Origin of the sequence: Microcoleus sp. Pol11C3 (genome assembly GCF_036701485.1) — a bacterium.
Lineage (GTDB): Bacteria > Cyanobacteriota > Cyanobacteriia > Cyanobacteriales > Microcoleaceae > Microcoleus.
In genome coordinates this window covers 17,025-28,923 of the sequence record NZ_JAUBQW010000084.1, presented here as the reverse complement: position 1 = coordinate 28,923, position 11,899 = coordinate 17,025, and the positions used below count along the sequence as shown (strand labels likewise).

Genomic DNA, 11,899 nt, shown 5'->3' with positions numbered 1-11,899 from the left:
TTTTTTTCTAATTAACTATTTTTATCGATTTTATCATGATCTTGCCTCTGTCTCACATTTATTTGAAATGACTATAATCCACAATCCAGTATTCAGGAATCCCGATTAGTTCGTATTCCCCTACTTTTTTGATGTAGTCATCTTGCCAATTCGTGCTAACTACTTCAATAACCAGCGGAATTGATGCGCCTTGAGTCACAGTGGAGAATTTTTCCCAAAGAGGTTCTGATAATAAATTTGGGCAATTTAATATCAAAATATCTGGTAAATAAGCGGATTCTTGTTTTGGTGGCTTAACTAATGCTTGTTTTGGGATTAGGTACGGAAGGTTTAGCCTGACAAATTCAAGAGTTAATTTCGAGGCTAAAAAACCGATAATTTCTTCATGTTTTCCAGGTGGCTGAGCGATTTTAATAATCCCTCCGTTGTGCAGTTCGTAACGTCGGTTTTCTGGTTTCCCTTCGACAAATTTTTCAAAAGTTACTGGTTGAGTTGGAGTTGGAATCATGGCTATTTATCCTTAGTGATGGCCAGGGCGCGCAAGATGCCTGTTCCACAAGAAAATTTAAGTCTTGTGGAACAGGCATCTTGCCTGTTATTAAAAAGAGTGCCAAATGTAAGTTCCTACCTACATGATATTACCAATGCCCAATTCCCAATTACCATTTTATCAATTGTGCATCTTGATTAAAAAACTTCCGGGACAATCCCTCAGTCAACAGCAGAGTTGCGATTACAGTTGCCAGCGCTAACACAAACATAATCAAAATCTGGTAAGATGCTGCATCGAGAGGACTGACACCACTCAGCATTTGACCTGTCATCATTCCGGGTAATGTCACGATTCCTACCACCGTCATTGTATTTAATAGCGGGATTAATCCAGCTTTGATCGCATCTTTGCGGTACTGTTTTACTGCTTGCTGCGGCGTGGAACCTAAACTTAAATGGGTTTCTATTTCTAACTGGCTGCTATTAACTGTACTGACAAGTCTTTCGCCGGCGATCGCCCCGGAGTTCATGGCATTGCCCAAAATCATACCCGCTAAGGGAATCAGGTATTGCGGTTCGTACCAAGGGTCAGGTTGCAAAATTAGCAAGTTTGTATAGGCGAGAGTCAAGGCCGTACTTATCAAAATTGAACCCCAAACTAAGGGCAGTAAATTCTTGATTTTTTTGCTGATGCGGTTGCTGGCAACCATGCTAGCTGTTGTCAACATGATTGCTAAAACTGCTAAAACCAGCCAAGGATTTTTCCCCTCCGGGTCAAATATGACTGCGAGCACGTATCCGACTAAGATTAGCTGGATCAGGGTGCGCCCCGCGGCGATCGCGATCGCCCCCTCCAATCCCAATCCCTGCCACGCCGAAAGCCCGATCGCGATCGCCACCATCCCCAAAGCCCAACCCAAATCTGTAAAATCTAGCAGAATTAACACCGGCCTACCCTTTCGATAATGTGATTGTTTGCCTGTCCAAATATAAGATATTGCAATAAAGGTTTCTGAGAAACAGTTTTGCTGCAAGAATTTGCTTTGATAATGCTTGAAATTTATGGTGTGAAGAGTGAATAATGTTCCCCCCCTCGACTTAACCCGCCAATACGCCCAGATTGGCGACGAGATAACCACTGCGGTGCAAAAAGTGCTGGCCTCTGGTGGCTACGTAGGTGGCCCAGTCGTGAAGAGTTTTGAACGAGAGTTCGCCGAGTACATCGGCGTTTCCGACTGCGTTGGCTGCAACTCCGGCACGGATGCCCTGATTTTGGCCTTGCGAGCTCTCAAAATTGGCCCCGGCGATGAAGTGATTACCACTCCTTTTACCTTTTTTGCTTCGGCTGAGACAATTAGCGCCGTCGGTGCGACTCCAGTATTTGTCGATATTGACAGCGAGACTTTTAATCTGGATGTGGAGCTCCTCGAAGCGGCCATTACCGACAAAACCAAGGCAATTATGCCCGTCCACATCTTCGGCCAACCGGTAGACATGACTGGGTTGATGGAAATTGCGACTCGGCACAATTTAGCCGTAATTGAAGATTGCGCCCAATCTGTCGGGGCCCAGTGGCAGTCTCGAAAAGTCGGCAGCATCGGCCATGTCGGCTGCTTTAGTTTTTATCCGACCAAAAATTTAGGCGCTTGCGGTGACGGTGGCGCGGTGACGACAAATGATCCAGCCCTCGCAGCTTCGATGCGAGTGCTCAAAGAACACGGACAGTCTTCTAGATATTTCTACGAAGAAATCGGGTACAACAGCCGTTTAGATGCCCTGCAAGCGGCGATTCTCAGCATTAAATTGCGGTATCTCGACAGTTGGAACGCCCAGAGGCAGGAGAAAGCAGCACTTTACAGCGAATTTCTCTCCCGCGTACCCGGAGTTGCCATCCCCAAAGAATTGCCGGAAGCAAAAGGAGTTTGGAATCAATACACGATCCGGCTGACAAGTCCAGAAGAGGCGCAAAATCCCTCTGGCGATTTTCGAGATGGGATGCGGGCTCAGTTGCAGGAAGCTGGCATCGGTTCTATGGTTTACTATCCGTTACCTTTGCACCTGCAACCTGTTTACAAATCTTTGGGCTATCAAGCAGGTCAGTTGCCAAAGGCTGAGCAAGTTTGCCGCGAAGTCTTGTCTTTGCCGATGTTCCCGGAACTGTCGAGGGATCAACAAGAGCGGACGATTTATGGGCTGAAAGATTGCTTGGCAAAGGGCGATCGCATCCGGTAGCTTTGGCGCGATGGCATCAGCGAGGGAAATGCAGGAGGAGAAAAGAATTGCAGGGTTGCAGTGTTGTGAGAATGTGCAGCGGTCAGGGAGAGCGGTTAAGTATTTTGACCGATCACTTGTACTTTTATGTACTATATTTAATGAAAAGAAACAAATTTAGGCTAGCAATCCGCCTCGAACGGGTGCATTTTCCGCTCGCCTAAACCTTGCAATGCGATCGGTCAATGATGAAGAAGGAAGAAGGAAGAGGGAAGAGGGAAGAACGAAGAACGAAGAACGAAGAACGAAGAATAAATAATATTTGAACTTTCGACTTCCAATCCCCGATGCCCGATCCCTGATGCCTAATGCCCGATGCCCGATGGCCGATGCCCAATTCTCAATTTAACCTGTAATTTTCAGAAGATAAGAGGAAAATAAACGAGTGCCTCAGTATCAATTCACTCAGGCTAGACGCTACGATCCACAAGCGATCGCTCAGTATTACCGCAACCGTCCTTGGAAAGCAATTTGGCGCGCAATTACCGTTATTTGGTCCTTTGCGGGCTTTGTGCTGGGGATGCTGTGGGACAGTTGGCAGCACGAAGTCGCAGCACACCAGCCGGAACGGGCCACCCACCTGCGACAAATACTCACTCGCTTGGGCCCCACTTTCATTAAAGTCGGCCAAGCCCTTTCTACCAGACCGGATTTGATCCGCAAAGACTTTCTCGAAGAATTGATCAAACTTCAGGATCAATTGCCGCCGTTTGACTCCGTGCGCGCTTTCGAGATTATTGAAGCGCAACTCGATCGCAAAATTAGCGAAACCTATAGCGAAATCTCTCCCGAACCTGTCGCCGCGGCAAGTCTTGGTCAAGTCTACCGAGCTCGCCTCCTCACCGGGGAAGCAGTAGCAGTCAAGGTTCAGCGACCGAATTTGCTGCCAGTCTTGAGCCTTGACCTTTATTTAATGCGCTGGGCGGCTGGATTGTTGGGCCCGTTGCTGCCGCTGAATCTCGGTCACGACCTTGGTTTAATAGTCGATGAATTCGGTATCAAATTGTTCGAGGAAATTGATTATATTAATGAAGGACGCAACGCCGAGAAATTTGCTACCAATTTTGCCGACGACCCGACAGTAAAAGTTCCGAGTATTTACTGGCGTTATACTTCAAATTGCGTTCTGACTCTCGAATGGATTGATGGCATCAAGCTGACAGATATAGAACGTGTTAAAGCCGCAGGTTTGGATACGGATAGTTTAATTGAAGTCGGAGTCCGCAGCGGTTTGCGGCAGTTGCTGGAACACGGATTTTTTCACGCTGACCCCCATCCGGGAAATCTGTTTGCCTTAGCGGACGGCCGCATGGCTTACATTGATTTTGGGATGATGGATCAGATGGAAGAAACAACTAAAGAAACTTTGGTTGATTCTGTCGTTCATTTGATCAACAAAGATTACTTACAATTAGCCAAGGATTTTGTCAAACTTGGCTTTTTGACTCCAGATACAGATATTATGCCGATCGTCCCGGCGTTGGAATCTGTGCTCGGCGATATCGTCGGCGAAAAGGTGTCAGATTTTAACTTCAAGACGATTACAGACCAGTTTTCGGAGTTGATGTACGATTATCCTTTCCGGGTGCCGGCGAAATTTGCCTTAATTATTCGCTCTCTGGTGACAGAAGAAGGTTTGGCGCTGACGCTGAATCCCGATTTCAAGATAGTCGAGGTGGCGTATCCTTATGTAGCGCGGCGTTTGTTGAACGGAGAATCTCCGGCACTGCGGCGGCGTCTGATTGAGGTATTATTCAAAGATGGCAAATTCCAGTGGAACAGGTTGGAGGAGATGATCGCGATCGCCCGATCCGATCGTAGTTTCGACTTGCTACCCACAGCACAACTAGGCTTGCAATTTTTGCTGTCAGAGGAAGGCTCGTTTTTGAGACGCCAGCTAATGTTAGCTTTGATTGAGGACGATCGAATCCACACCGAAGAAGTTCGCAGCCTGTGGAACTTAGTCAAGGAAGACTTGCAACCAGGTCGCCTATTCAACGTTGCTCTAGGCGCTTTGGCGGATTTTTCCACAGCAGGAGCAGCCGCGCTAACTCGATTTTAATTAGAAGGAAGAAGGAACAAGGAAGAGGGAAGAAGGAAGAAGGAAGAAGGAAGAAAAAAAATTCTACTCTTGCCAAGTTCCCATTCCCCATTCCCCATTCCCCATTCCGCATTCCCAACTTCCAATTATCCAAATTAAGGAATTATTCGTGTATTATTTTCCAGAACCTCCCTATTTTTTAATGTCGGCTGGACTGCTAGCAGGTATGGCTTCCGGCCTAGCATTTGAAGCAACTCTCAAACAATCCGTACAACTGTGGTCTAAAAATCGTTCTACTCGCACTTTGGCTAACCTGCCAAGGCTGCAATTGGTCATACCTTTTCTGGGAATGGCTGGCGGAATTTGTGTATTTTTAGCTTCGGGGATGGAGATTTTTGCCTTTCCAAAACTACTTTGTTATGCGCTAGCTTTGCCGCTGACGGTACTGACGGGCTGGCTAGTTTGGACTCAGCTAGGTAAGCTTTTGATCGAGTTAGAACGCGGAGGTTCCCAAGCGCTGGATTTAGATTCTTTTGAACAATGAAAGTTAACTATCAACCTCTTTTTATCAGAATGAAGGGGGTTGATAGTTCTCTATGATTATCCTATTTGATGCTTTTTTAACCGCAGAGAACGCAGAGAATGCAGAGGAAGAGAAAGAAAAAGAGGACAACTTATGCAATAATTTGTGTAAAAATTTTAAATCTAAAATCTAAAATATAAAATCGAATGAGTATTTTAATTGTTACGGGTGCGGCGGGGTTTATTGGTTCTAACTTAGTAGAAACTCTTTTAAATCGAGGGGAGACGGTGATCGGTGTTGATGAGTTCAACGATTATTACGATCCTGATCTCAAGCGCAAGAATATTGCACGATTTGAAAAGTATCCTGGTTTTGAATTGGTGGAAGGCGATATTTTGTCTCTAAATTGGCGAGGTCTTTTATCCGATGCTAAGGTAATATTTCATCAGGCGGCGCAAGCAGGAGTTCGTGCTAGCTGGGGCGACGGTTTTCGCAGCTATACCGAACGCAATATTAACAGCACTCAAGTATTGTTAGAAGCGGCCAAAGATGCGCCCCGATTACAAAAGTTTGTCTATGCCTCATCGTCTTCTATTTACGGCAATGCTGAATCTTTTCCCACGAATGAAAATGCTTGTCCGCAGCCGGTTTCTCCCTACGGAATTACAAAATTAGCCGGTGAACGTTTGTGCGGGCTTTATTACAAAAATTTTGGTCTTCCGACTACTTCGCTGCGCTATTTTACCGTTTACGGGCCGAGACAGCGCCCCGATATGGCTTTTCACAAGTTTTTTAAGTCGATTTTGTTTGATGAGGCGATTTCTATTTTCGGCGACGGATTGCAAACGCGGGATTTTACGTTTATCAGCGATTGCGTTGCGGCGAATTTAGCTGCGGCTGAGGTTGCGGAAGCTGCGGGGGAAGTTTTTAATATTGGTGGGGGAAGTCGGGTAGTTTTAAAAGAAGTTATTGATACAATAGAGAGAATTGTCGATCGACCTATTCGGATAGATTTTACTGAAGCTGCGAGGGGAGACGCGCGGCACACTAGCGCGGATGTGTCTAAAGCCCAGAAAATCTTAGGTTATCAGCCCCAGGTTGCTTTAGAAGAAGGTTTAAGGCGCGAATGGGAGTGGATTCAGTCTGTGTACAGTTAGATGCTATCTATCCCAGAAATTCCTCAACTTAAATTGAACATTGTTAACTTTTTGAATTCCCCAAATTTTGAGATTTCTCTGCAAGCGAACCAACCAATTTGGAGGCGCGAGTTTGGGCTGTGTTTCCGGGGAATGCAAATATCGGTAGTGCAGAAATACGTCTCGGTAGGGAATCTCAACATCTTCGCCAGCACACAATCGAGTAAACTTTGCAGCCGAAATGCTCATGTAGTGCAAATAAGTCAACCGTCGCCCTTTATCGTATAGAACATAATCTATCACCTCAAATTGAGAAGACCAATGATTTCCCGTTACCCCAGCAGGTTGATGATAAGCAAAGTTATAAAAAGAGATGCCGCTGCGCGCGACTAAATAGTTAAATAAAGGTTGGTCAGTTCCCCGCAAAGACAAAATTTCTGCTTCTCCTGAAGTCAATTTATCTAAAAGCTGATTTGAGTTATTTCTATTTAAAATACCTTTTTTTGAAGCAAACCAACCAGCACAAAAAATTTGGGATTGCACTCGGTCCAGATTGAAAATTTCTGCGATTTTTTTGGATGATAAGTCAAATACATAATTGAGGTCAGACTTATATTGAAAATCGTTGGCTACCAAATCAAATTCATCAAGTTTTTGATAGATGTAATCTAGAGAACCCATTAACAGAGTGTCGCAGTCAAAATAGACAAATTTGTCAAAAGGGCCGTCAAAACAGCAAAATTTTCGGTGCATTCCTAAACTGTGAACTTGCTGCCAACCTTTGGCTGGCCAAACTTTTTGAGCCTTGCGGTGAGATGTCCAAGCTTGAGTTGCAAAGTCTTCCCAAAAATCGATGGAATCGGTATTGTCAAACAGTGTGACATTATGGCGAGTTGCAATTTCTACTCGCACTTTTTTCAGGTTATCATCGTAGGAAATGATGCAAACAGGAATATTTTTTGCCCCATTGACTTCGAGACTGTTCAATAAAGCGACTAAGTGGTCAAAAACAACATCGTTTGCTAGAATATAAATGCCATCAGTCATAGTTTATTAGTTAATAAGTAACCCAGCGCATATATATTGCTTTTTATGTGCGGGCAAGATGCCCACACCACAAGAAATAAAATTTATTGATTGTGGAACAGGCATCTTGCCTGTTATTCAAAGCTTGTTTGGTGTCAAAAACACCACAAAATTTATGAATTGTGGAACAGGCATCTTGCCTGTTGTTTCCAGCTTGTTTGGTGTCAAAAACACCACAAGATTTATGAATTGTGGAACAGGCATCTTGCCTGTTATTCAAAACTTGTTGATAATGATCCAACATAGGAGTTTATCCTCACCTACTGAAAACCCGAAATATTTTTTGCACTAAATTTGGTTTTTCCTCATTGAGATAACGATAATGTTGCCAAAGTTTCCAGTAAGGACTACCTGATTTAATCGGTATTCCAGCCCAGTGAAGATATTTCAACCTTTTTCCTTGGTCATAAAGAACATAATCTATTTCTTGAAAATGCTTGGAACCAGCCCAGCTTCCAGGTTCGGTTGCTGAATCTTTAACAAGATTGCAGCGTTTGGAAATCAATTTAAGAATGATATAATTTAGTATAGGTTGGTCTGTGACATTTTGAGTAAAGTCAAAATATTCTCGATGCTGCGAACATTCTCGCAAAATCTCATACATTTGCGATTGTGTAATAGTTCCTTTTTTTGAAGCCCAAAAACCGCTGTTGAATACATCTTGAAGCTGTGAGTCGGTAAAGATATTCTGTTCTTTTACAGCGGGGGCAAATACATTTCGCAGTTTTTCGCTGAGGTGGTGATAGTCGCAGCAAAAAAAGTCTACTTCTGATAGTTTGTTTAAGTTGGCTGCGATGTCTTCAAAGACGATGATATCGGTATCGATGTACAGAAATTCGTCAAGGGGGCCAAACCAGGCGGCGAGTTTTCGCATTTTGTTGGGGAGGGCTAAAAAGTTGCGATCGAACGTTTGGCCAATTTCTCTGGTAAACTGTTCCACAAACTCCAGATTTGGGAACAATCGCACCCCGTGGAGACTGCTGAGTGCGACTGCGACTTGCTGATAATTGTCGTCGAATGGAATCAGAAAAATTGGTACTTGACAATTGTACAGACGTATGCTGTTTAAAAGGGCGATCGCACTTTCGATCACCTTATCATTCGCAACAATATAAATACCGCGACTCATACATTTATCCTCAACCTTCTCAATACCCTTTTTAACAAATTCGGCGCAGAAACCTCAGTATAAGACTTTGGCGCTTGGGCAAAAATCGGACGCTTGGACGGTTCGCGGAGATAGCGGTAATGCAGGAACAAATCGCGATAGGGAAACTCAATATTTTCGCCCGCACAAACTCTCCCAATTAAATCCGGCGGCACACCAATATAATGAATGTAAGTAAGTCGGTTTCCCTTGTCGTACAAAATCCGATCTTGCTCTTCAAAATGTTTAGAAGTGACGCTGCACCCGGTTTTTTCGCCATCCGGGAGACTATAAGCAAAATTATAGCTACTCATCCCCGTTTTCATCACCATATAATTGAGCAACGGCTGTTCTCCCGCACCTTCATAGAGAATTTCCGCCTCGCCCGATTGCAGTTGAGCTACCAGCCATTCCCTAGTATCTTGCTCAAACAATCCTTGCTTGCTGGCGTAAAATCCCGAACAAAATATTTCCGATTCGATCCGATTTTGCTCAAAAACTTCGAGGAGTTTTGGTGACTGAATATTGTATACTTTAGTTGGGTCGCGAAATTGAAAATCATAAACCACAAAATCCGATTCCTCTAACTTCTGAAAAACCGCATCAAGGGAATTCATCACCAAAGTATCGGCATCCATATAGATAAACTTTTCAAACGGGCCGTCGAAAGCGCAAAAGCGTCGGTGTGCGCCGTAAAGCCGAAACTTTTTGCGGTTCAAACGCTCGGGTGCGGCTGCTTGCATGAATTTGTCCCATCGCTGAATTGATGCGCTATCTTCATAAATAAAGACGTTGGGACGGTTAACAATTTCAGCTTTGATTTCCTCTATTTGGTCGTCGAAAGGATAAATACAGACAGGAATATTTGAGCCTAAGATAACTTTAATACTGTTGAGCAAGGCAATTAGTTGGTCGCAAACTGTATCGTTGGCAAGCGTGCAAATTCCATTCATATCTATAGTCTCGCAAAGGCGGACTTTGTTTGTGTCGTTGCGGTTTCCACCGCCGAATTATCTAAATGGTTAAAGGATAGAGAAGGGTGAGCATGGGAGACTACAGCACAGAACCGAAAACCGGAGACTACGCCAAATCCACAGCTACACGAAAACCGATTTTCCCGCGGCGGCTGCCCTCCGAATCAAAGTAGCGACTGGCACTGCGGCAAAGTACCGCATCGTAGTACCAGAAACCGCCACGCTGCACTCTGCCGTTACTTATGCCGGTTTCCCAGGAACTTCCGTCAGTTGGTGCGCCGTTATAGTTTTCGTGCCACCAATCGCTGCACAACTCCGAAACATTGCCGTGCATATCGTACAGTCCAAAAGCATTGGGGGGAAAACTCCCTACATCTGTTGTTTGTTCGCGGTAAAGTCTTATGGAGGCGTTTGCGTAGGGGAGCCTTCCGTCACAGTTGACTAATTCCGGGGTAATAGTTTCCCCAAAATGAAATGGGGTTGTTGTACCCGCACGACAGGCGTATTCCCATTCTGCTTCACTCAGGAGGCGATATTTTTTCCGAGTTTTTTGCGAGAGTTTGCTGCAGAATTTAAAGGCCTGATCCCACGATACATTTTCTACAGGACGTTTTTCACCTGGGAAATAGGATGGGTTGTTTCCCATCACTGCTTGCCACTGTGCTTGGGTGATGGAGTATTTGCCTGCAAAAAAAGCGGGTACTGTTACTTGATGCTGCGGACTTTCTTCAGTATCATATCTACCTTTTTCTGTTAGCGGGGAACCCATCATAAAAGTTCCGCCGGGAATATAAACCATTTCCAGCACAACTTTTTTCCCTAAGTATTGAGAAAAGAAATGAGCATAATGACGGCGACGACTGTTTTCTTTTCCTGCAGCATCCACTGTTATCACATAAAAGTCAAAAGTACGAAAATATTTTTGTAACTGCTGTTTTATATTTGGTTCATCTCTATCCTTCAGCAGCGAACAGGCTGCAAACTTCACCTGCATTGATTCATCTTGCAGTGTCCCAATTATTAAATCTAAACCTGCAACTCCATATTTCAGCGCTTCAGACATTGCAGCAATTTTCACCTCGACAATCGGTGAAGCCAAACGACTCTTAACGCCGGAAATCCCGCCTAAGACACCAGCACCGAGGGGGGGTGGATGTTGACCGCCGAGTACGGCATCGTATTCTCTGGGTTGATTTGGATTTTCTTTCATCGCGCTATTTCCTGAGATACAAACTTAGACAGCCAATTGAGCAAGTTTAATTCGTGGAGAATGAGGTGTCTGGCTTCGGCAATTTTATCCCTGGCTTCATGCCAATAATCTGCAGTAGCCACAACCTCTTTAATAAATTCTACTCCTTTCTCATCCAGACTGGGCAGCCGCAGAAAACTCCCCGCCGGCAACAATTTATCCGCCGCCGAACCGCCGTAATAAATTGGCAAACACCAAGCTAACAAAGCATCCCAAAGCTTCTCGCTGACATACCAATCGTTTTCGGCATAATTTTCAATAGCTAAGTTGTAATAGTATGGCGCGACGGCGTACCATTTATTGTTGACAGTCCCGTTCCCCCGCGCCCAAGTTGGCAAGTTTCGCCCGTAAAGGTCAAAATCCAATTCTTGCGATCGCAGCAATTTGATAAAGTCTAATCTCTGGCGGTGATTGACGGTGCGGCTAACACCTGAAGTAATCCAAGAACAGGATTTAGTTTTCGGCGGCGCAGGCATTTCATCTAGTTCTCGAAACGAGTTAGAGTGATACCAAATCGCGGGCATATAATCGGGTTTTGGTGCGAAGTCGTCGGGGCCGGAAACGTAACCGCAGTAAAGTTTGGCTTGTTCGTAATTGGCTTTGGTAATTTCAATAACTTCTGGCAATGGCGGCTCGCGTATCAGGTAAATTATGCGTTCCTTGGGGACACCGCGCAATTTTTCTCGAATGTCGTTTTCAGGATTTTTGGGGCTGGGACGGCGAATTTTGTCAATCCAAGATCGCTTTTTAGGCTGTTGGGGAAAGTCGAATTGATACATGAGTAAAAAGTCTGGTTCTGGGTGGTTGGCTAGCATTTGAATGTTGCCCCATTTGCCGAAGTTGTGGGGGGTTTGTTGCCACAGCCAGTCGCTTTGGTTCATGCCTGGGTAGGTGGTGATTGTGCCGATGATTTTTTGGCTCATATCTAATAATAAATCTGGTTTTTGCGTGTGGGCGAGGCGGGTTTATGAGATTATTAA

General features: G+C 44.7%; 12 protein-coding genes. 4 read left to right on the top strand and 8 right to left on the bottom strand.

Features of this window, described 5'->3' with window-relative positions; all coding sequences use genetic code 11:
- Positions 1-58 precede the first annotated feature (58 nt).
- Together QUA40_RS18620 and QUA40_RS18615 are read right to left on the bottom strand one after the other, a co-directional pair.
- Complete coding sequence (locus QUA40_RS18620; protein ID WP_333128448.1) at positions 59-508, bottom strand: Uma2 family endonuclease; 450 nt, start codon at positions 506-508, stop codon at positions 59-61.
- A 151-nt stretch (positions 509-659) separates the two neighbouring features.
- Positions 660-1,439: an ABC transporter permease gene (locus QUA40_RS18615; protein WP_333104365.1), complete on the bottom strand. Its 780-nt coding sequence runs from the start codon at positions 1,437-1,439 to the stop codon at positions 660-662.
- Between the two features lie 127 nt (positions 1,440-1,566).
- On the opposite strand from QUA40_RS18615, the gene QUA40_RS18610 reads away from it, so the two are divergent.
- The 4 genes from QUA40_RS18610 (at position 1,567) to QUA40_RS18595 (ending at position 6,484) form a co-directional block, all read left to right on the top strand.
- Positions 1,567-2,724, top strand: a complete 1,158-nt coding sequence (locus tag QUA40_RS18610; protein WP_333128446.1) for a DegT/DnrJ/EryC1/StrS family aminotransferase — start codon at positions 1,567-1,569, stop codon at positions 2,722-2,724.
- Positions 2,725-3,148: 424 nt separating this feature from the next.
- Positions 3,149-4,825, top strand: a complete 1,677-nt coding sequence (locus QUA40_RS18605) for an AarF/ABC1/UbiB kinase family protein (protein ID WP_333128444.1) — start codon at positions 3,149-3,151, stop codon at positions 4,823-4,825.
- Positions 4,826-4,973: 148 nt separating this feature from the next.
- Positions 4,974-5,348 (top strand): hypothetical protein, encoded by a 375-nt coding sequence (locus tag QUA40_RS18600; protein WP_333128441.1) that lies wholly within the window; start codon positions 4,974-4,976, stop codon positions 5,346-5,348.
- 185 nt (positions 5,349-5,533) lie between these two features.
- Positions 5,534-6,484 carry an NAD-dependent epimerase/dehydratase family protein gene (locus QUA40_RS18595; protein WP_333128438.1) on the top strand — a complete coding sequence of 317 codons (951 nt, stop codon included), beginning with the start codon at positions 5,534-5,536 and terminating at the stop codon, positions 6,482-6,484.
- A 3-nt stretch (positions 6,485-6,487) separates the two neighbouring features.
- Here QUA40_RS18595 and QUA40_RS18590 read toward each other — a convergent pair whose 3' ends face one another.
- From QUA40_RS18590 to QUA40_RS18565, 6 genes are all read right to left on the bottom strand, one after another.
- Positions 6,488-7,510 carry an Npun_R2821/Npun_R2822 family protein gene (locus QUA40_RS18590; RefSeq protein WP_333128435.1) on the bottom strand — a complete coding sequence of 341 codons (1,023 nt, stop codon included), beginning with the start codon at positions 7,508-7,510 and terminating at the stop codon, positions 6,488-6,490.
- A gap of 43 nt (positions 7,511-7,553) precedes the next feature.
- Entirely contained in the window at positions 7,554-7,793 is a 240-nt protein-coding gene (locus tag QUA40_RS18585; protein WP_333128433.1) for a hypothetical protein, read from the bottom strand.
- A 12-nt stretch (positions 7,794-7,805) separates the two neighbouring features.
- Positions 7,806-8,678, bottom strand: a complete 873-nt coding sequence (locus QUA40_RS18580) for an Npun_R2821/Npun_R2822 family protein (RefSeq protein ID WP_333128431.1) — start codon at positions 8,676-8,678, stop codon at positions 7,806-7,808.
- Entirely contained in the window at positions 8,675-9,649 is a 975-nt protein-coding gene (locus tag QUA40_RS18575) for an Npun_R2821/Npun_R2822 family protein (RefSeq protein WP_333128429.1), read from the bottom strand. Before QUA40_RS18575 ends, QUA40_RS18580 begins: the two co-directional genes overlap by 4 nt.
- 127 nt (positions 9,650-9,776) lie before the next feature.
- Positions 9,777-10,880 carry a formylglycine-generating enzyme family protein gene (locus QUA40_RS18570; RefSeq protein WP_333128426.1) on the bottom strand — a complete coding sequence of 368 codons (1,104 nt, stop codon included), beginning with the start codon at positions 10,878-10,880 and terminating at the stop codon, positions 9,777-9,779.
- Entirely contained in the window at positions 10,877-11,842 is a 966-nt protein-coding gene (locus QUA40_RS18565) for a glycosyltransferase family 10 domain-containing protein (RefSeq protein ID WP_333128424.1), read from the bottom strand. The genes QUA40_RS18570 and QUA40_RS18565 overlap by 4 nt, the downstream gene beginning before the upstream one ends.
- Between the last annotated feature and the right edge of the window lie 57 nt (positions 11,843-11,899).